This is a genomic window from Turicibacter sp. TJ11 (assembly GCF_021497505.1).
In the GTDB taxonomy this organism is placed as follows: Bacteria; Bacillota_I; Bacilli_A; order MOL361; family Turicibacteraceae; genus Turicibacter.
Genome location: NZ_CP069349.1, coordinates 1,628,203 through 1,649,078, shown reverse-complemented (window position 1 = coordinate 1,649,078; position 20,876 = coordinate 1,628,203). Strand labels below are relative to the sequence as shown.

Below are 20,876 nucleotides of genomic sequence, written 5' to 3'. Positions count from 1 at the left end.
CATGACGAGGAATTAGCCGTTAGCTAGTTTATTTCTACTCAATATAATGACTTAAATTCATGCATCACTTAAAAGAAAGGGGTTTAATTTTATTTTTAATTCTATGAAACGTTACAGATGCATATGTTTTAATTGAATTTTAAGAAAGAATACTTGCTAAAAAATGGATATAACTTATAATAATTTTATAATTGAAAGATTAAAAATGAATAAGAAAAGAGGATAGGCGAAAATAGCATCAATGAGAAGGGGGAGAAGCAGAAATACTGCGAATAAGATGGGGAAAAATATACTTCATATAGGGGTTGATATTGGATCAACAACGATTAAAGTCGTGATCTTAGATGATCAGCAAAACATAGTATTTAGTGACTATCAACGCCATTTTGCAGATATTTTAAAGACGCTGAATAAAATATTAGATGAGGCAAAATCAGTGATTCAATCTCACCCATTTACGATGATGATGACAGGTTCAGGGGGAATGTCATTAGCCAAACATTTAGATGTGTCATTTATTCAAGAAGTGGTGGCTTCAACTAAAGTCACGAAGCTTTATTATAAGGAAGTAGATGTCGCCATTGAGCTTGGAGGCGAAGATGCTAAAATCACTTACTTTAAAGATGGCATCGAACAGCGAATGAATGGAACTTGTGCGGGAGGAACAGGTGCTTTTATTGATCAAATGGCATCGTTACTACAAGTTGATACGATTGGTTTGAATGAGCTAGCGAAGAATTATCAAACGATATACCCGATTGCAGCGAGATGTGGAGTGTTCGCTAAAACGGATGTCCAACCCCTTCTAAATGAGGGAGTGGCTAAAGAAGATATTGCCGTTTCTGTCTTACAAGCTGTCGTGATCCAGACGATTAGTGGTCTTGCCTGTGGAAGACCAATTAAAGGAAACGTTGCTTTTTTAGGAGGTCCACTTTATTTCTTATCAGAACTGCGTCAACGATTCATTGAGACGCTTCAACTCAGTGAATCCCAAGTCGTTTTTCCACAACATTCTCAGCTTTATGTGGCACTAGGAGCTGCCTTATCAAGTGTGAATGAAAAAATTCTTGATTTTTCAGAGTTGATGGATCGTTTCAATGCTATAAAGTCAATTGAGGTTGAAGAATCTAACCGATTACAGCCGTTATTTCAGACAAGAGAAGATTACGATGGATTTAAAGCACGTCATCAATCATCATCTGTTTCTCGTGGGAAACTTAAGGGCTATAAAGGGAATTGTTTTTTAGGAATAGACGCAGGTTCAACGACCACAAAAGTTGCGCTCATTGATGAAGCGGGACAGTTGTTGTTCACCCATTATGGAAGTAATCAAGGAAGCCCACTTCAATCAAGTATTTCAGTACTGAAAGAACTTTATCAACAGCTTCCTAAAGGCGCTAAAATTGTAAAATCAACGGTCACTGGTTATGGAGAAGCCTTATTAAAAGCCGCATTAAAAGTAGATATTGGTGAAATTGAAACGATTGCTCATTATAAAGCTGCTGATTACTTTTGTCCGGGTGTAGATACCATTTTAGATATTGGTGGACAGGATATGAAATGCTTGAAAATTAAAGAAGGAAATATTGAAAGTATTTTATTAAATGAAGCCTGTTCCGCTGGGTGTGGTTCTTTTTTAGATACCTTTGCTAAATCGATGAATTTAACGATTGAAGAGTTTGCAAAGTCTGCTATTATGGCTAAGCGTCCGGTTGATTTAGGCTCGCGTTGTACCGTTTTTATGAACTCACGTGTCAAGCAAGCTCAAAAAGAGGGGGCTGAAGTAGGAGATATTTCAGCAGGTCTATCTTATTCCGTCATAAAAAATGCTTTATTTAAAGTGATCAAATTCCGTCATCCGAACGAATTAGGTGAAAAGATTGTGGTTCAGGGAGGAACTTTTTACAATGATGCGGTTCTTCGAGCTTTTGAGCTATTGTCAGAGCGTGAAGTGATCCGTCCCGATATTTCGGGAATGATGGGAGCTTTTGGAGCTGCTTTAATTGCAAGAGAACGTTATGTTCAAGGAGAGCATTCAAGTTTATTAGATGCCCCGGCACTTGAAGTTTTTGAAATGAAAACAAAAGGAACGCGTTGTGGACTTTGTAATAATAGGTGTTTACTCACCGTTCATAAGTTCTTAGACGGGGAAACGTTTATTTCAGGTAATCGTTGTGAAAAAGGAGTAGGAAAATCAAATGGCGATCAAGCGTTACCTAATTTAGTTCGATATAAATATAATCGTTTATTTAACTATAAACCACTAGCAACGAAAGATGCTAAGCGTGGACGTGTCGGAATTCCTCGCGTGCTTAATATGTATGAAAACTATCCTTTTTGGTTTACCTTTTTTACGAATCTACAATTTGAGGTCGTTCTTTCTGATCGATCTTCTAAGGCGATTTATGAAAAAGGGATCGAAACGATTCCCTCAGAATCTGTTTGTTATCCCGCTAAATTGGTTCACGGTCATATGATGAACTTAGTTGAGAAGAATGTGGATTTTATTTTTTATCCATCCCTCACTTATTCTAAAAAAGAAGATCCAAAAGCTAATAATCACTACAACTGTCCAATTGTTATTTCTTATCCAGAGGTCATTAAAAATAATATGGATGAACTGTATGAAAAACAAGTGAAGTATTATCATCCATTTTTACCGTTTGATCATAAAGATAAATTAGCGAAACGACTGTATGATGTGCTAGAGCATTTAGAGATATCTTGGCAAGAAATATACGATAGTGTGAATAAAGCTTGGCGTGAGCTAGAATCATTTAAAGAAGACATTCGTATTAATGGAGAACAAACGCTTCTTTATATGCGATCACATCATTTAAAAGGAATTGTTTTAGCCGGACGTCCTTATCATGTCGATCCTCATATTAATCATGGGATTCCAGAGATGATTAATTCGCTAGGACTTGTCGTTTTGACAGAGGACAGTGTTGCCCACTTAGGAGAGGTTAAGCGACCCCTTCGTGTGGTTGATCAATGGGTTTATCATACTCGACTTTATCAGGCGGCAAGCTTTGTTTCCAAACAAGATGATTTAGAACTAGTTCAATTAAATTCTTTTGGCTGTGGTCTTGATGCGATTACGACAGATCAAGTTCATGATATCTTAGCCAGTCAGTCCAAGATTTATACGACATTAAAAATTGATGAGGGAAGTAATCTAGGTGCAGCCCGCATTCGACTTCGTTCTTTAAAGGCAACCATGTTAGAACGAGAGAAACATCAGTTTGAAAGACATGAAGTTGATAAAGCTTATCATTCCATTGAGTTTACAAAAGAGATGAAACCAAACTATACCCTTTTAGCTCCACAAATGTCACCGATTCATTTTAATCTAGTCCAAGAAGCTTTTCGATACTCAGGTTATCAAGTTGATGTTTTACCAGCAATTGATCATGAAGCGATTAATGAAGGATTAAAATATGTGAATAATGATGCTTGTTATCCAGCTATTTTAGTTGTCGGTCAGATGATAAGCGCCTTAAAATCAGGTAAATATGATGTCAATCAAACAGCTCTTTTAATCACTCAAACAGGTGGTGGATGTCGTGCCACTAATTACATCGGATTTTTACGAAAAGCACTTCAAGATGCTGGCCTAGAACAAGTGCCTGTTATTTCACTTAGCGCGCAAGGATTTGAAAAAAATGAAGGGTTTAAAATCTCCTATCCTTTATTAAATCGAGCGATGCAAGCTTTAGTATATGGGGATTTATTAATGAATCTCCTATATCGAACACGGCCTTATGAAATTGAAAAAGGGGCTGCCAATCAGCTTTACCAAACGTGGGAACAAACGTGTAAAGATGCTTTAAGAAAAGCAAGTCACGGATCATTTAAAGCTAATATTAAAAAGATGGTTCATGACTTTGATCAATTACCACTTTCTAATGTTTTAAAACCACGCGTTGGAGTCGTGGGAGAAATTTTGGTGAAGTTTCATCCAACTGCAAATAATCACGTCGTTCAAGTGATAGAAGATGAAGGAGCTGAAGCCGTTGTACCAGGATTAGTCGATTTCTTACTTTATTGTGCCTATGATACCGACTCTAAGTTATTACTGAGTAGTAAAGTGTCTAAAATCATCGGAGAATCTGTCATTCAAATCATTGAGTGGTATCGTAAACCCATGAAAGAGGCATTAGAGAAAAGTTCCCGCTTCACGTCACCTAAAGGAATTCATGAAATCGCAAAAGGAGCACAACAGTTTGTTTCTTTAGGTCATAAAACGGGTGAGGGGTGGTTATTAACAGGTGAGATGGTTGAACTCATTGAAATGGATGTTAAAAATATCATCTGTATGCAACCGTTTGCTTGCTTACCTAATCACGTCACTGGAAAAGGTGTGATTAAATCTCTTAAGAAGGCATATAAAGAAACGAATATTGTAGCGATTGATTATGATCCTGGAGCGAGTGAAGTCAATCAATTAAATCGAATTAAATTGATGGTTTCGGCAGCCTTTGAGAATATGCCAATTGAAACCGAATTTGAAGTGTATCCGAAAGTAAAAAAAGAAAGACAAGAAGTCAAGGGACTGGTTACAACTTAATTAGAGATAAGTGAGTAACGTTACAATAAAATGATGAAAATTTAATAAACGGGATAATGAAGATTTATCATCAAATCGATGAATTCATGATCGTTTAGATGATCGACAAGAAAGTAGTTAGCATGTTAAGTGTAATTTGATTTCTCTATTGAAGTCACTATTGATTTTGATTAAATCAAAGCGACGAGGCTTATTAAAAGATATAGCGTCTTTTAGTAAGTCTTTTTAACATTGAAAGGAAGTGTATGATGTTGAGGTTTGATACTGAGATGATTTGTTAAAAGCAAGTGATGGAGAAGTTACTAGGGAGGATTAAGTATGCTTAAGTTCAATAAATTACAGCCGACACAATATGTTGTGTTAGGATTTTTCTTGGTTATTTTAACAGGATCGATTTTATTAGTGTTACCTTTTATGCACATGAAAGGTGCTCACGTCAGTTATATTGATGCCTTATTTACAGCCACAAGTGCCGTTAGTGTGACGGGACTCATTGCTGTTGATACAGCCGAACATTTTAATGTGTTAGGACGAATCATCATTGCGTTATTAATTCAAATTGGTGGATTAGGAGTAACGTCAGTAGGAGCAGCGTTTATTTTAATGATGCATAAGAAATTTGGTTTACATCATCGTCTTCTTTTAATGGAAGGTATGAATTTTAGATCACTAAGTGGTGTGGTGCGATTAGTTAAATATGTATTGAAATTTACTTTAATTGTCGAATTGATTGGGATGATGCTTAGTTTTATTGTTTTTTCAAGAGATTATCCCTTTTGGTCAGCTTTAGGAATTAGCGCCTTTCATTCTGTCGCAGCCTTTAATAATGCAGGTTTTGATATTTTAGGAGGGGGACAAAATTTAATTCCTTATCGTGAAAGTATTTTATTAAATTTAACAACAGCAGGATTAATTATTATTGCGGGACTTGGGTATGTGACGACAGTAGAAATTTATGTGAAACGAAATTTTAAAAAGCTAAGCATGAACACAAAAATCGTTGTTATTATGACATTAACATTATTAATCGTAGGAACAATTCTATTAAAAATCACAGAAGGATTTAGTTGGATGGATGCCTTTTTCCACAGTGTTTCCGCTCGTACCGCAGGTTTTTGTACTGTTCCAATTGGAAGTTTTACACATGCTGGATTACTTGTCTTATCTGTTTTAATGTTTATTGGAGCATCACCAGGATCAACAGGTGGGGGAATTAAAACAACGACCTTTTTTACCATTATTCGAAGTATTAGAGGGATTGCGACGAATACACCTGTCACCGCTTTTAAACGTCGAATTCCAGCTGACAGTATTATTAAAGCCTTTAGTATTTTTACTTTAGCGATTATGGTCATTACAACGAGTACGCTTTTAATTTTGATGGCCGAACCGAAATTAACGTTTATTGAAGTATTTGTTGAGGTCGTTTCAGCAGCGGGAACCGTAGGTCTTTCAGCAGGAATTACTTCAGGATTAAGTGTTTTTAGTAAATTGGTGTTATGTCTCACGATGTTTATTGGTCGACTAGGACCACTAAGTATTGCCTGTATTTGGGCTTATCAAAAAGCAGCTCCAAAATTTAATTATCCAGAGGAACGAGTGACGATTGGATAGATGATAAGATCATGGGGGAATGATTTGAGAGTGACTTTTTAGAAATGGTAGAGGGGTTCTTTAGAATAGATAGATGAACTAGTTTCGTATCAAGAAAAAAGGTTTAGTAGGGAGAAGAGGTATGTTTTATTTAAATAGATTAAGGCCGGTACAGTATGTAGCGATTATCTTTTTATTAGTCATTTTAATGGGATCATTGATTTTATTCTTGCCTCTTACTCATCTAGAGGGAAAAGAGGTAACGTACATGGATGCTTTATTTACCTCGATTAGTGCGGTTTGTGTGACCGGACTCGTCGTGGTAGATATCTCGGAACACTTTAATTTATTTGGACGAATCGCGATTGCCATGCTAATTCAAATTGGTGGATTAGGGGTGACGTCAGTAGGGGCGATGTTTATTTTAATTGCTCAACGAAAATTTGGTGTATATCAGCGATTATTATTAATGGAAGGGATGAACTTTAATTCATTAAGTGGAAGTGTTCGATTCATTAAATATGTGTTAAAGTTTACGCTAGTGATTGAACTAATTGGATTTGTTTTAAGTTTCATCGTCTTTGTTCAAGATTATCCGTTTTGGAAGGCACTAGAGATTAGCTCTTTTCACTCGGTGTCTACCTTTAATAACTCAGGATTAGATATTTTAGATGAGTCACATAGCTTATTAACGTATCGGAATAATCTGTTGTTGTATGTTACAACCATTAGTTTGAGTTTAATTGGTGGATTTGGCTTTGTTCCTATTATTGAGATTTATTCTAAACGTCAATTTAAAAGATTTAGCTTAGATACAAAAGTGATCATTCTAATGACTAGTTTATTACTCATAGTAGGAAGCTTTCTTTTAATGATCACCGAGCATTTTAATTTATTAGATGCATTTTTTTATAGTGTTTCAGCTTGTACGGCCGGAATTACAACAATCCCTCTAAATCAATTTTCATCGGCTAGTTTATTACTTTTAATGATTATGATGTTTATTGGATCCTCACCAGGTTCAACAGGTGGTGGAATTAAAACAACAACTTTTTTTACGATTATTACAAGTATTAAAGGAATTGCAACCAATACTCCTGTCACAGCATTTAAGCGAAGAATTCCAATAGATAGCATTATTAAGGCGTTTAGTATTTTTTGTTTAGTGATTAGTATTAACGTAGTGAGTACCGTGGCTATTTTACTTTTAGAGTCTGAATTTAGTTTTACTGAAGTAGTATTTGAAGTGGTTTCCGCCACAGCAACTATTGGATTATCATTAGGGATTACGTCTAAGTTAAGTGATTTAAGTCAACTCATTTTAGGAATCACGATGTTTATAGGACGATTGGGGCCACTAAGTATTGCGTGTATTTGGTCTTATCAAAAAATGGGACCGCGATTTAATTATCCAGAGGAACGAGTGACGATTGGTTAGATGAATGATCCTCTTAAAATAGAAAAAACGTTAATATGAACGAATTGATTCAAAATGACACTGAATAGATAAGTATAACTTTAAAGCATCGAGTCAAACTACTAAAAAGGAGTGTGGCTCGATGCTTTTATATTTTTTATTTAATTTCTTTTTATATGGACTGATTGGCTGGGTCATTGAAGAATTTTATTGTTTAGTCATGACGGGACATTTTCAAGAAGATGGCTTTTTATACGGACCGTTTAAACCGATGTATGCGATTGCCATGTCATTACTAATTTTGATTCAAGAGACATTGAATTTACCAACTGTATTACTCATCGTTTTATGTGCGATTATTCCAACGACAGTAGAGTACCTATCAGGTTTATTAACGAGACATGTTTTTCATGTTGATTATTGGAATTATTATGATTTAAAGTATAATATTCAAGGATTAATTTGTCTTCAATTTTCATGTTACTGGACGATTCTAACTTATATCGGGATTCGCTTTGTGCAACCTATGATCAAATCTCATGTTTATCTTCCTTTTGTTTTAATTTGGAGGATAATCATTCCTTTTTTAGTTCTTGCTTTTTTAATCGATGAAGGATTAACAATTAGAAAACATGTTATAATGAATCAAACTAAGAAATGAGGAATGAGAGATGGCACTTGTTGAACATACCCTACCACCAATTTATGATGAAAATTCTAGAGTTTTAATTTTAGGAACGATGCCCTCACCCAAATCAAGAGAAGATGGCTTTTATTATGGTCATCCACAAAATAGATTTTGGAACATATTAGCCGATCTTTTTAATGAAAAATCGTTAATAACAAAAGAAGAGAAACTGATGTTTTTACATCGACATCATTTAGCACTTTGGGACGTTTTAAAAAGCTGTGAGATTGAGGGTGCAGACGATTCGAGTATTAAACAGCCAGTTCCTAATGATCTAGATATAATTTTAAAAGAGGCTAAGATTGAAGCGATTTTTACAACAGGTAAAAAAGCGACCGATCTTTATATGAAATATATTTATCCAAAAACTAATCTTCCGGCGATTGGCCTGCCGTCTACGAGCCCCGCTAATCGTCGGATTTCTTATGAACAATTAAAAGAGTCATACGCTAAGATTTTAGATTATCTTCCTATAAAAAACTAATTCACTTATTTGATAAAAGAAAAAGGAGCCAATTGGCTCCTTTTTAAATTTTTACATTAACGGCGCAAACACTCGTAAGAAGGCGTATAAGATTTTATGATGCCAAGGAATTGCCTTTAAATCTTCATGAGTGATTTGTTTTGAAACGGTTAATGTTTCAAGATAGTCATCTCGAACGGATAATACGCTTTTTGTTTGATATAACCAAGCACCGCATTCATAGTGTAAATATAAACTACGATAATCTAAGTTAATCGTTCCCACCACGGCATATTCATCATCTACGACAAAGGTCTTAGCGTGAATAAATCCAGGGGTATATTCATAAATTTCAACGCCACTGTCAATTAAAGCACGATAATTAGCACGTGTAACGGCATGAACATACCACTTATCTTCATGATGCGGTGTTAAGATTTTGACTTTAACTCCTCGTTTAGCTGCGTGAGAAAGAGCTGTAATCATTTCATTATCTAAAATTAAATAAGGAGTTGTAATATAAACGTAATCTTTTGAATGATTGATTAAGTTCATATAAACGGTCTCACCAACTGATTCACTATCTAGGGGACTATCCGTAAATGGCTGAACGAATCCATCGCTTTGGATTGGCTCATTTAAGTAGACGTATGGACGATATTGTTCATAATCTTCGTTTGTATGACGTAGGTAATCCCACATCGTTAAAAACATCACCGTAAAACTCCAAACCGCATCGCCTTTAATCACTAAGGCTGTATCCTTCCAATGACCGAACTTGTTGATTGCATTAATATATTCATCCGCTAAATTAATTCCTCCCGTAAAAGCGGTATGCCCATCAATAATACAGATTTTACGATGATCACGATTATTCATTCGAATGGTTAATAAAGGAATGAATGGATTAAAGACACAACATTTAATCCCCATGGCTTCTAATTGTTTGGAGTAATTTTGAGGAAGTAAAAATAAACAACCAAAGTCATCATAAATCACTCGAACATCAACACCTTCAGCAGCTTTTTCCTTCAAAATCTCTAAAATCGTATTCCACATGATACCTTCTTCAATAATGAAATATTCAAGGAAAATATAATGCTTCGCACGTTTTAACTCTTGAATTAAACGTTCAAATTTACGCTCACCTAAATTCAAATACTCACTGCTTGTGTTTTGATAAATAGGACATAGTCCAAAATCTCTAATATAGCGTGATTGATTAGCCGCTCGTTTATCGATAGACTCTAGTTCATTGATGATGGTCGGTGTTTGATTTAAACTTTGCTTTAGTTTTTGATTAATCGGTTGCATTTCATTTAAAAACTTTTTCTTTGTTTGATCACTTCCAAATAAAAGATAAAACAGACCTCCGAAGATTGGAAATAATAAAATAGGAATAATCCAAGCAATCTTATACGCTGGATTAAGTCGATTGTTTAGTAAGTACATCACGACAGAAAAACTTAGTAAAATACAAAAAGCATAAAAATAAACAAAATATTCTTGGAACATAAAGATAACTAAAATTAAGATCAGCGCTTGTAAAGCGATTAACATTCCGCAAAAGCCAATTCGTCCAAAAAGAATTCTTAGTGTTTTTTTCAAAATGTATAACTCTCCTTTAATCACAATGTTACCAAATAATGAAACATATTATAACAAAATCCGACTTCTTGGTAAACTAAAATTCAAACGATAACGTTGCCACCTCTCACTTTTTTACGTTAAAATAAAATCATAAGAAAAGCGGGGGAATTTATGAAAATTATAACGGAACTTAATGAACTAAAACAAATGAAAAAGTTAACCCAAACGGAACAGCATATTGTTGATTATATTTTAACGTACCCAGAAGAGATTGAAAAAATATCATCTCGTCAATTAGCGGAATTAACCTATACTTCTCCAGCAACGGTTGTCCGAATTTGTCAAAAACTTGGATTTAGTGGCTATTCTGAGTTTAAAATTAATTACTTAAAAGAAGTTCATCAAACACCATTAATGAGTCAACTAGCTCGAAATCATTCCATTACAAGTGAAGATTCACTACATAGCCTGATGAATAAAGTTGCTGCTTTAGAAATTAATGCGATTGAACAAACGAAAAAGGCCATTAATCTTGATCAACTCAAACGGGTAGCTCAACTCTTAAAAGAAGCTACGTGTATTAACTTTTATGCGTTTGATCATAATTTGCACTTAGCTAAGATGGCGAGTTCTCATTTTTTATATGCGGGAAAACAAGCCGTTGTTCATGACGGTTCTAATGCTCAGTTTATGCAAGCTTTTGTTGCGGTAGAAGGTCATGTTGCCATTATTATTTCAAGAACAGGAGAAAATCCTGTTTTATATCGCATTGCCAAGCTGTTAATGAAGCGAAATATTCCCATTATTGTTTTAACACAATCCCGTCACTCGAAATTAGCCAAATTAAGTACAGAATATTTATATCTTTATAACGTTCACCGATTTACGGACATGGGACCGATTTTATTTCAAACGTCAGCTCAATATTTATTTGATTTGTTATTTGCGATTTTATTTTCTCAAAACTTTGAAAATAGTGTCAAACAAAATGAAAGCTATGAACAGATGAGCGAGTATTATCAATGTAGAGAACAATATGAGTTGTAACATTGTTTCAAAATAAGAAGTCATTTTCTTTTGATTTTTGAGACGTTCAATCAAAAAGACGAAGAACTATTGAGGCTTGATTTTGATTATGATATAAAAAAATCATCAATCAAAAAGAGGAGAGTTAACTATGACAAAACGTTTCCCAGATGGCTTCTTATGGGGTGGAGCAACTGCTGCTAATCAATGCGAAGGAGCATATAATGAAGATGGAAAAGGCTTATCAACACAAGATGTTGCACCAAGAGGAATTGTTGGACCGATCACGGAAGTTCCAACAGAAGAGAATATGAAGTTAGTCGGGATTGATTTTTATCATCGCTACAAAGAAGATATTAAGTTATTTGCAGAAATGGGATTTAAAGTGTTTCGATTATCGATTGCTTGGTCACGCATTTTTCCAAATGGAGATGAATCAACACCGAATGAAGTGGGATTACAATTTTATGATGATGTATTCGATGAACTTGCTAAGTATGACATTGAACCGTTAGTTACGATTTCTCATTACGAAACGCCGTTACACTTATCAAAAAAATATGATGGTTGGGTCAGTCGAGATCTCATTCAGTTTTATGAAAACTATGTTCGAACGATTTTTACTCGCTATAAAGATAAGGTAAAATACTGGTTAACATTTAATGAGATTAACTCTGTTTTACACGCTCCGTTTTTAAGTGGTGGAATTTATACCGATAAAGAAAAGCTATCCAAACAAGACTTATATCAAGCCGTTCATCATGAGTTAGTCGCAAGTGCATTAGCTGTAAAAATTGGTCATGAAATTAATCCGGAATTTAAAATTGGTTGTATGGTTTTAAGTATGCCAACTTATCCATTAACACCAAATCCAGATGATATCATTGCGGTTATGAAGGCTGAACATATGAACTATTTCTTCTCAGATGTTCATGTTCGTGGGTCTTATCCAGGTTATATGAAACGTTATTTCCGGGAAAACAATATTCACATTAAATTTGCTGAAGGTGATGAAGAAATCTTAAAGCATACCGTTGATTTTATTTCATTTAGTTATTATATGAGTATTTGTGAAACGGCAGATGAAGAGAAAAAAGTTAAAGGATCTGGAAATATTATGGGAGGTGTTCCAAATCCAACTCTAAAAGCATCAGAGTGGGGATGGCAAATCGATCCTCAAGGATTAAGATACGTTTTAAATCAGTATTGGGATCGTTATCAAAAACCATTATTCATTGTTGAAAATGGATTAGGTGCAGTGGATGAATTAGTGGAAGATGAATTTGGAAATAAAACAGTCATCGATGATTATCGTATTAACTATTTAAAAGATCATCTTTTACAAGTTAAAGAAGCGATTGAAGATGGTGTTGAAGTAATGGGATATACGTCATGGGGATGTATTGACTTAGTCAGTGCTTCAACAGCAGAGTTGAAAAAACGATACGGTTACATTTATGTGGATCGTCATGATGATGGATCAGGAACACTCAAACGCTATAAGAAAAAATCATTCTACTGGTACAAAGAAGTTATTGGTACAAATGGTGAAAGTTTATCTGAATAAAGATTTAAGTCCTCTTTGCGAAGAGGACTTTTTTCATTCTAACTTGAGGGGGTGTCGTGTATAATAATAGTAAAGAAAGAGGTGTGAGTCATGAAGTGGTTTAAAAGTTTTATGGAAGATCGAACAGGTGTCGATCACTTATCATTAGCCCTTTTAATCGTATCGTTAATTATTTCATTAATTGGGAATTTGTTAGGTTGGAGTTGGTTAGCTTGGTTTTCTCTCATTCCTTTAGTGCTGTTTTATTTTCGTAGTTTTTCTAAAAATAAATTAAAGCGTCATCAAGAAAATGTGTTGTTTTTAAAGTACTGGTATCCGATTCAGACGAAGTGGGTGAATCAATATCGAATGTTCAAAGCAAAACGTCAATATCGTTATTTTAAATGTAAAGAGTGCGGACAATCGTTACGTGTTCCACGAAAGAAAGGAAAAATTGAAATTACGTGTCCAAAGTGTCGTCATACATTTATTAAAAAAACTTAACTTAGCTGTTGCACCGATGTGCACAGCTTTTTTTTGATTTTACTGAAGTCTATAAATGTAGAAACTTAGGCTATCTTTTAGGAATAAAAGAAAAATTTTATCATAAAGTGATAGAGTTAAAAATGATGATTAGAGTGCTGATCAGTAGGTAATAAGACATCACGTCATTAACTAGTTATTATATATGAGTAAATGCACATATATTCAAGCTAAACGATAATGGTTATCATTTGTATGAAAATATGCTACAATAGACATAACATAATTAAGGACAACTTTTGTAGGAGGAATTTTAATGGGAAATGTTAGACGTATTTTATTTACGATTATGAGTTTATTATTCGTTTTAGTTGGATGTGAGAGTGATTCATCAATGAAAAGTGAGTCAGAAAAACTACAAATTATCACGACTTTATTTCCACAGTATGACTTTGCTCGCGTCATTGCAGGAGATAAAGCAGACGTTACCTTATTATTACCACCAGGAATGGAAGCCCATTCTTATGAACCAACGCCAGCAGATATGATTAAAATTAATAAAGCTGATTTATTTATTTATACAGGTGAATCAATGGAACAATGGGCGCATACGATGATTGAAAGTATTGATAGTGATTCTGTCTATGTATTAGATGTTTCAAATGATGTTTCGTTTTTAGCCCCTAATCAGACAGAAGAGTGTGAAGAGCATGAACACGATCATGATGAAGAAGATGAACACGGTCACGAGGAAGAAGAGGGACATTATCATGCTTATGATCCGCATATTTGGACAAGTCCTAAAAATGCGATGATCATGGTGAATAATATTTTAGAAGCATTATGTGAGATTGATCCGGAAAATTCCACTTATTATGAAGAAAATGCGACAAATTATTTATCAGAATTAGAGGAATTAGATGATGAATTTGAAGAAGTGGTAGACAATGCTAAACGAGATACGATTTATCATGGGGGACGCTTTGCGATGCAATATTTAGCAAATGAATACGATATTGATTATGTAGCGGCTCCATTTGAAGCGGAACCAAGTGCTGCTTTAGTTGCACAAATGATCAGTAACATTAAAGAACAACAAATCCCAGCTATTTATTATGAAGAACTTGTAGACCCTAAGATTGCACAAATGATCAGTGACGAAACAGGCGCACAAATGTTATTATTACATTCATGTCACAATGTTTCAAAAGAAGACTTTGATCAAGGTGTAACTTATTTATCATTAATGAAACAAAATGTTGAAAATTTAAGAATAGGACTGAATTAATATGAGTATTTTATCTTGTCAACAACTTAATGTTTCATATGATCAAACGGAAGCATTAAAAGACATTACATTTGAATTAAATGAAGGCGATTATTTATGTATTATTGGGGATAATGGATCAGGAAAAAGTACGTTAATGAAATCAATTCTAGGATTAGTCACGCCTAAATCAGGAAGTATTCAATATGGTCATCAACTAAGAAGTCATGATATTGGGTACCTTCCTCAACAGACCGTTGTTCAGCGAGATTTTCCCGCTTCTGTATTTGAAGTTGTGTTATCAGGATGTTTAAATAAACGTGGGTGGCGTCCCTTTTATTCATCAAAAGAAAAAAAACGTGCGCTTGAAAATCTACGTAAATTAAAGATTGAGCATTTAAAAAACAAATGTTATCGTGACTTATCAGGAGGTCAACAGCAACGAGTACTAATTGCTCGTGCTTTATGTGCCTCAGAGAAGATTTTATTATTAGATGAACCGGTGACAGGACTTGATCCGGTGACAACTGAAAATCTTTATCAAATCATTGAAGAGTTAAATAAAGAATATAAAATGAGTATTATTATGGTGACTCATGATATGAATAGTGGACTAACGCATGCAACAAAAATTTTAAGATTAAATAAAGAAGTGGTGTTTTATGGAACCCCAGAAGAATATTTATGTTATACCAATGCGTGTGAGCATGTAGGAGGGGTGACGCATGTTTAATATTTGGCAAGAAATGTTTTCTTATAGTTTTATGGTTCGTGCGATTGTTGTTGGAAGTGCAGTTTCCTTATGTGCGGCATTGCTTGGTGTGAGTTTAGTTTTAAAGCGTTATTCGATGATTGGTGATGGATTATCACATGTTGGATTTGGAGCTCTTTCGATTGCCTTTGCGATGAATTTAGCTCCATTAAATGTTGCGGTTCCTGTGGTGGTGATTGCGGCGTTTTTCTTATTACGAATTTCTCAAAATAGTAAAATTAAAGGTGATGCCGCTATTGCTTTAATTTCAAGTACTTCTATTGCCATTGGGGTCACGGTAACGTCATTAACCAGTGGATTGAATGCTGATATTAATAGTTACATGTTTGGAAGTATTTTAGCGATGACACCAGGGGATGTCAAAATTAGTGTCATTTTATCTATCCTTGTATTTGCTTTATTTGTTATTTTTTATGATCGTATTTTTGCAACGACATTTGATGAAACCTTTGCAAAAGCAACAGGGGTGAAAGTTGAACTTTATAATATGTTAATCGCCTTTTTAACGGCAATCACCATTGTTCTTGGGATGCGAATTATGGGAACGATGCTGATTTCAAGTTTAATTATCTTCCCAGCCTTAACATCGATGCGTGTGTTTAATAGTTTTAAACATGTGATTATTTCATCAGGAATTATCTCAGTGGCTTGCTTCTTTGTTGGAATGACCGTTTCTTTTTTATATGCCACTCCAGCAGGGGCCAGTGTGGTTATTGTGAATGCCATCATGTTTATCATCTTTTCGATTATTGGCCAAGTGATTAAACGACATTAAATTTTTATTCACAGCGGGGGAATCCGATGTTAGCATCATTAATGGAATATTATCCTTTTTTAAAAGGACTAGATGAAAAAGCTCTTTCAATCATTGAGTCACATTTAGTTTCAAAGCAAGTTGCTGCAGGTGAGATTCTTATTAATAGCGAATAAGCTTGTTGGAGCTTTTCTATTCTCACTCAGTTATAGTTGGTTAGCTGACCAAGGCTTTTTTAAGTGTGTAAGTTAGGTAAATTGACACTTTTTCATTTATCAGATGGTTATCCATTTGTTTTGAAATTGGATATGTAGGACTAGCTGCGATGGGAGTCATTTTTATGACAGTTGTAATGATTTTACCGATCAAAGGCATTGAAAGAAAATAAGCAAAAAAGATAGTCGTAGATTCTTTTTACGACTATCTTTTTGTTATTTAAAACAGCAGATTTAAGTGGTAAAGATGATAAGGGAGAAGCTTCAGATTGTGTTAGAATAAACCTATTTTTTATTTAATAAAATATAGAGTAGAGGAGGCAATTAAAATAAAAAAAACAGAAAAAAGATTAAAAGTAAAGCAGTAAATGTTTTCAATTTTAATGAAAATAATCTAGGAAATTTACATTAAAACTTTGCTTGAATTATGCTAAAAATTTTAGTACGATGTATATACTAAATCTGCATCTTTTGTGTTTTTTCGATGAAATGCGACTGACAAAAGGTGGAGATTTTTATTCGTAAAGGGGTGATACTGTGCGAGAAGTGATTAAACGTGATGGCAGCCATGTTGCATTTGATGAATCCAAAATTTATCAAGCAATTTTAAAGGCAATGAAATATGGAAGTGGAGTAATCGATAAGGAAATCGCAGAGAAGATTGCCCATGAAATTAATTTAACTTTTGAACATTTACAAACAACGCCGACGATTTTTCAAATCGAGACGTATGTTTATTTAAAGTTGATTGAGAACGGTCATGAATTAACAGCCAAGGCCTATGAAGGGTATCGTGCGATTCAACAGTTTAAGCGTGAAACAAATACAACAGACGATAGTATTTTAAGTTTAATTGATTTAAGTAATGAAGAAGTTATGAATGAAAATTCAAATAAAAATCCAATGATGGCTTCTACTCAGCGTGATTTAATTGCGGGTGAGGTATCAAAGGATATTACACGACGTAAGAAATTACCGGCACGTATTGTGCAGGCCCATGATGAAGGGGTTTTACATTTTCATGATATGGATTATTTCATGCAGTCGATCTTTAATTGCTGTTTAATTAATATTAAAGATATGCTAGATAACGGAACGGTTATTAATAAGCGAATGATTGAAAGTCCAAAAAGTTTTCAAGTTGCTTGTACGGTGATGACGCAAATTATTGCCCAAGTCGCAAGTAGTCAATACGGTGGACAATCGATTGATATTCGTCATCTTGGAAAATACCTTCGTCGTAGTAAGATGAAGTACTATGATTTATTAAAAGATTGCGTTTCATCGCCACAAGAGTTAGATCAAGCGGTTCAAAAATTAATGAATAAAGAATTAGCATCAGGTGTGCAAACCATTCAATACCAAATTAATACATTAATGACAACAAACGGTTAATGACGGCCGCCTTAATTAGGAATAATTAAGTGAACAGGTGGTGAACCTACAAATGTAGGGTGTGTTTCCAAAAAAAGCTGAAAGTCGCGGTTATCCTACTCGTAAAAGTCGAAGTAACTTGTCGTTGGCAATGCTTTGTGCTGAGGTACAAGTTAGAGACTTTCTAGAGAGGATGCGATTTGAAGCTAGATTGAATAAAAAGGTGAGATGAGCTATTAAAAGAATGTAAATCTTAACTAATTGGAAATGCTAACGATGAACGCTAACTCTAAAAAGTTTGAAGTATAACTAGCCCCTAATATTTTCATGTAGATTTAGTCATGGGACGAAAGCTTTTTAGATATGCCAATATCGTGCCAAGCCTCTTATAGAGGAAGGTGTATCGACTATCCCGTTAGGGAGTAGGTTAGAGGTGAAACTCCTTTTTCCGAAGCGCCACCCATCCAGAACGGATGAAGAGATAGTCAGTCTCCTTAGAAATAAGGGATTTGGGAACGCAAAGCCCATTTGTTACATTATTTTTAAATCTAGATGAAGAAGATGAATATGCTGAAGAAGTAGCTCTAATTATTGCGGAGGTTTTAAAACAGCGTATTCAAGGAATTAAAAATGAAAAAGGAATTTATACAACACCAACCTTCCCAAAACTAGTTTATGTTTTACATGAACATAACTGTTTAGAAGGTGGGAAGTATGATTACATTACTGAGTTAGCAGTAGAATGTAGTTCAAAACGTTTATATCCTGATTATATTTCTGCTAAAGAGATGAAGAAGATTTATGAAGGAAATGTATTTAGCCCAATGGGTCAAGGAACGGCCCATGTAAAACCTTGTGAACTGTTATGTGCGTAACAGGTGTGCATTCTACACAGAAGTGGAGCAGTAGGAAATGACTGTTTAAGAATGTGCTAACTGGGAAGCCTAAGTGTTTTGCATATGGTAATCCAGTGCTAAGCCATGTAAGTTATCAATCAATGAAAAACATCATGAAGACTACATGGAAAGTCAATCGACTATCGAAAACGTAGCTCTCTTTGAGAGTGAGTAAGTGAGTAGAGTACAGTGGGAGATGCCCCCATTGGAAGTGCAAGGCGCGTTGATGGATGTGGGAATCCTGAGCGAAGATATAGTCAGAGTGAGTAACCAGTATAGAAATGTACATCTCACTTGTGTCGTAGTTTCCTTTCTCCGTGGAAAGATGAAGAAGGAAATTATAAATTTGAAGGCCGTTTTAATCAAGGGGTTGTCAGCTTAAACTTGCCTCAGATTGGAATTGTGGCAGCTGGGGATGAGGAGAAGTTCTGGAACTTGCTTGATAACCGTTTAGATTTATGTTATGAGGCGTTAATGTGCCGTCACAATGCGTTAAAAGGAACGTTATCGGATGAGTCTCCAATTCATTGGCAGTACGGTGCGATTGCTCGTTTACCGCAAGGTGCGGTGATTGATCCACTACTTATGGATGGATATTCAACGATTTCACTTGGATATATTGGATTATATGAAGTAACAAAACTGATGACAGGTGTGTCACATGTGCATCCTGATGGAGAAGCATTCGCTGTAAAAGTGATGAAACGTCTAGAGGAAGCAACAAAACTGTGGAAACAAAAGACGGGCATTGGATTTGGTTTATATGGAAGTCCGGCTGAATCGTTATGTTATCGTTTTGCGAAGATTGATTTACAAAAATTTGGTGAAATTAAAGACATTACGGATAAAGGATATTATACAAATTCTTATCACGTCGATGTTCGTGAGGAGATTGATGCCTTCTCGAAATTACAATTTGAATCTCAGTTCCAACCAATTTCAACGGGAGGATGTATCTCATATATTGAAATTCCAAATATGTCACATAATTTAGAAGCATTAAAGCAGTTAGTGAATTATATTTATCATAATATTCAATATGCAGAATTCAATACAAAGTCAGATTGTTGTCACGTTTGTCATTATGAAGGTGAAATTATCATTAATGATGACTTAACATGGGAATGTCCGAACTGTCAAAATAAAGATCAAGCTAAAATGAACGTGATTCGTCGAACTTGTGGGTAGACATAAATGCCCCTCATAGCAGAAATGCTATGTAGCAAACTTTGTGAACCTACAAATGTAGGGTGTGTTTCTCAGAAAATGGGGAATGCTAACGATGAAGGCTAAGTTTTTTGTCTTTCAAAATCTAAAATATTCACGAGGTTAGTTTAATGCTAATTTACAAAGCTACCAACTTAGTTAATGGAAAAGTATATATCGGGATGACGACTAAGACACTCGAGCATCGTGCTAAAGTTCATAAAAGAGATAGTCAACGACTTAATACATATTTTTATCAGGCAATACGAAAGCATGGATTCGATAATTTCAAGTGGGAAGTTATCGGTACTGCTGAAACAATCGAGGAGCTTGAAGAAAAGGAACGCTGTTATATCAAGTTATATAATTGTTTTGATAATAAGGATGTTGGCTATAATACTCAAAGTGGTGGAAATAATCTATATGAGATAACGGAAGAACATAGAAGGCAGAGAAGTGAGCGTGCTAAAGGGAAAAATAATCCAATGTATGGGACAGTTAGCCCTATGAAGGGAAAAAAATTTACCGAAAGTCATAAACAAAAAATATCAGAGGCAATAAAAAAAGCTTATCGTCCCCATATGTATGGTGGAACAAATCCATCTGCTAAAAAAGTTAGGAATATATATAAGTCCAGATAAGTTTTTCATATCGGAAAACTTTTAGCTGGACTATAGTCTGCCTTAGTATTAAAGTAATTGCTCAACTAAGACTGATATACAATGATGAAATACATTTCTGTTTCTATATAGATACAGGAGAAGTTTTTGAAACGATGACGGCAGCATCGAAAAAATATCCTGGAATTTCTCGTCAGAGTATTAGTCACAATTGTGCTGGAAGAACTAAGAAAGCTGGTGGCTTTAGATGGGAATATGTGAAAGATGAATAATATGCTAATATCGTGCCAAGTCTGGGTTCCTGCGCTAAGTAGTGAGCTATTCAAGCTCTTAGCTATCCTCCACTGGTAGGGTAATAACTAGTATTAGGGAGGCATCGTAGGATACCCAGGAAGG

17 protein-coding genes are annotated in these 20,876 nt (G+C 34.8%); 16 read left to right on the top strand and 1 reads right to left on the bottom strand.

Translation table 11 applies throughout. The annotated features are described in order from the left end of the window. Window positions 1–277: 277 nt before the first annotated feature. The 5 genes from JRC48_RS07920 to JRC48_RS07900 all read left to right on the top strand — a co-directional run bounded on the left by JRC48_RS07920 (window position 278) and on the right by JRC48_RS07900 (window position 8,752). Complete coding sequence (locus JRC48_RS07920) at window positions 278–4,570, top strand: 2-hydroxyacyl-CoA dehydratase (protein ID WP_235069026.1); 4,293 nt, start codon at window positions 278–280, stop codon at window positions 4,568–4,570. Window positions 4,571–4,888: 318 nt separating this feature from the next. Continuing rightward, complete coding sequence (locus JRC48_RS07915; RefSeq protein WP_235069025.1) at window positions 4,889–6,184, top strand: TrkH family potassium uptake protein; 1,296 nt, start codon at window positions 4,889–4,891, stop codon at window positions 6,182–6,184. A 121-nt stretch (window positions 6,185–6,305) separates the two neighbouring features. After that, entirely contained in the window at window positions 6,306–7,601 is a 1,296-nt protein-coding gene (locus JRC48_RS07910; RefSeq protein ID WP_235069024.1) for a TrkH family potassium uptake protein, read from the top strand. 121 nt (window positions 7,602–7,722) lie between these two features. Next, window positions 7,723–8,241, top strand: coding sequence for a putative ABC transporter permease (locus JRC48_RS07905; RefSeq protein WP_235069023.1), 519 nt, complete (start codon window positions 7,723–7,725; stop codon window positions 8,239–8,241). A 10-nt stretch (window positions 8,242–8,251) separates the two neighbouring features. Then, complete coding sequence (locus tag JRC48_RS07900) at window positions 8,252–8,752, top strand: DNA-deoxyinosine glycosylase (RefSeq protein WP_235069022.1); 501 nt, start codon at window positions 8,252–8,254, stop codon at window positions 8,750–8,752. A 51-nt stretch (window positions 8,753–8,803) separates the two neighbouring features. On the opposite strand, the gene cls is transcribed toward JRC48_RS07900, so the two are convergent. Further along, the gene (gene cls, locus JRC48_RS07895; RefSeq protein WP_235069021.1) at window positions 8,804–10,339 is read right to left on the bottom strand and encodes a cardiolipin synthase; all 1,536 of its coding nucleotides are present in this window, start codon (window positions 10,337–10,339) and stop codon (window positions 8,804–8,806) included. 153 nt (window positions 10,340–10,492) lie between these two features. Between cls and JRC48_RS07890 the strand changes: the two genes are divergently transcribed. The 11 genes from JRC48_RS07890 (at window position 10,493) to JRC48_RS07845 (ending at window position 20,501) form a co-directional block, all read left to right on the top strand. Further along, window positions 10,493–11,368, top strand: coding sequence for a MurR/RpiR family transcriptional regulator (locus JRC48_RS07890; protein WP_235069020.1), 876 nt, complete (start codon window positions 10,493–10,495; stop codon window positions 11,366–11,368). 130 nt (window positions 11,369–11,498) lie between these two features. Continuing rightward, a complete protein-coding gene (locus JRC48_RS07885) occupies window positions 11,499–12,914 on the top strand; it encodes a glycoside hydrolase family 1 protein (protein WP_235069019.1) in 1,416 nt (471 codons plus the stop codon). A 90-nt stretch (window positions 12,915–13,004) separates the two neighbouring features. Beyond that, window positions 13,005–13,397 (top strand): zinc-ribbon domain-containing protein, encoded by a 393-nt coding sequence (locus JRC48_RS07880; RefSeq protein ID WP_235069018.1) that lies wholly within the window; start codon window positions 13,005–13,007, stop codon window positions 13,395–13,397. A 295-nt stretch (window positions 13,398–13,692) separates the two neighbouring features. Beyond that, a complete protein-coding gene (locus tag JRC48_RS07875) occupies window positions 13,693–14,664 on the top strand; it encodes a metal ABC transporter solute-binding protein, Zn/Mn family (RefSeq protein WP_235069017.1) in 972 nt (323 codons plus the stop codon). Window position 14,665: 1 nt separating this feature from the next. Further along, entirely contained in the window at window positions 14,666–15,376 is a 711-nt protein-coding gene (locus JRC48_RS07870; protein WP_235069016.1) for a metal ABC transporter ATP-binding protein, read from the top strand. Next, on the top strand, window positions 15,369–16,190 hold the full coding sequence (locus JRC48_RS07865) for a metal ABC transporter permease (RefSeq protein ID WP_235069015.1): 822 nt from the start codon (window positions 15,369–15,371) through the stop codon (window positions 16,188–16,190). Before JRC48_RS07870 ends, JRC48_RS07865 begins: the two co-directional genes overlap by 8 nt. 26 nt (window positions 16,191–16,216) lie before the next feature. Further along, entirely contained in the window at window positions 16,217–16,345 is a 129-nt protein-coding gene (locus JRC48_RS12690) for a hypothetical protein (RefSeq protein ID WP_255703582.1), read from the top strand. Between the two features lie 576 nt (window positions 16,346–16,921). Further along, window positions 16,922–17,779: an anaerobic ribonucleoside-triphosphate reductase gene (nrdD, locus tag JRC48_RS07860; protein WP_235069014.1), complete on the top strand. Its 858-nt coding sequence runs from the start codon at window positions 16,922–16,924 to the stop codon at window positions 17,777–17,779. Window positions 17,780–18,267: 488 nt separating this feature from the next. Continuing rightward, window positions 18,268–18,633: an anaerobic ribonucleoside-triphosphate reductase gene (nrdD, locus tag JRC48_RS07855; RefSeq protein WP_235069013.1), complete on the top strand. Its 366-nt coding sequence runs from the start codon at window positions 18,268–18,270 to the stop codon at window positions 18,631–18,633. A gap of 315 nt (window positions 18,634–18,948) precedes the next feature. Next, a complete protein-coding gene (gene nrdD, locus JRC48_RS07850; protein ID WP_235069012.1) occupies window positions 18,949–19,842 on the top strand; it encodes an anaerobic ribonucleoside-triphosphate reductase in 894 nt (297 codons plus the stop codon). Between the two features lie 149 nt (window positions 19,843–19,991). Continuing rightward, window positions 19,992–20,501, top strand: coding sequence for a GIY-YIG nuclease family protein (locus JRC48_RS07845; protein ID WP_235069011.1), 510 nt, complete (start codon window positions 19,992–19,994; stop codon window positions 20,499–20,501). The last annotated feature ends 375 nt before the right edge of the window (window positions 20,502–20,876 follow it).

Excerpts from the sequence above, each read along its gene's own strand:
- JRC48_RS07920 (WP_235069026.1), top strand. The coding sequence starts at position 278 with ATGGGGAAAAATATACTTCATATAGGGGTTGATATTGGATCAACAACG.
- JRC48_RS07915 (WP_235069025.1), top strand. The coding sequence starts at position 4,889 with ATGCTTAAGTTCAATAAATTACAGCCGACACAATATGTTGTGTTAGGA.
- JRC48_RS07910 (WP_235069024.1), top strand. The coding sequence starts at position 6,306 with ATGTTTTATTTAAATAGATTAAGGCCGGTACAGTATGTAGCGATTATC.
- JRC48_RS07905 (WP_235069023.1), top strand. The coding sequence starts at position 7,723 with ATGCTTTTATATTTTTTATTTAATTTCTTTTTATATGGACTGATTGGC.
- JRC48_RS07900 (WP_235069022.1), top strand. The coding sequence starts at position 8,252 with ATGGCACTTGTTGAACATACCCTACCACCAATTTATGATGAAAATTCT.
- JRC48_RS07890 (WP_235069020.1), top strand. The coding sequence starts at position 10,493 with ATGAAAATTATAACGGAACTTAATGAACTAAAACAAATGAAAAAGTTA.
- JRC48_RS07885 (WP_235069019.1), top strand. The coding sequence starts at position 11,499 with ATGACAAAACGTTTCCCAGATGGCTTCTTATGGGGTGGAGCAACTGCT.
- JRC48_RS07880 (WP_235069018.1), top strand. The coding sequence starts at position 13,005 with ATGAAGTGGTTTAAAAGTTTTATGGAAGATCGAACAGGTGTCGATCAC.
- JRC48_RS07875 (WP_235069017.1), top strand. The coding sequence starts at position 13,693 with ATGGGAAATGTTAGACGTATTTTATTTACGATTATGAGTTTATTATTC.
- JRC48_RS07870 (WP_235069016.1), top strand. The coding sequence starts at position 14,666 with ATGAGTATTTTATCTTGTCAACAACTTAATGTTTCATATGATCAAACG.
- JRC48_RS07865 (WP_235069015.1), top strand. The coding sequence starts at position 15,369 with ATGTTTAATATTTGGCAAGAAATGTTTTCTTATAGTTTTATGGTTCGT.
- JRC48_RS12690 (WP_255703582.1), top strand. The coding sequence starts at position 16,217 with ATGTTAGCATCATTAATGGAATATTATCCTTTTTTAAAAGGACTAGAT.
- JRC48_RS07845 (WP_235069011.1), top strand. The coding sequence starts at position 19,992 with ATGCTAATTTACAAAGCTACCAACTTAGTTAATGGAAAAGTATATATC.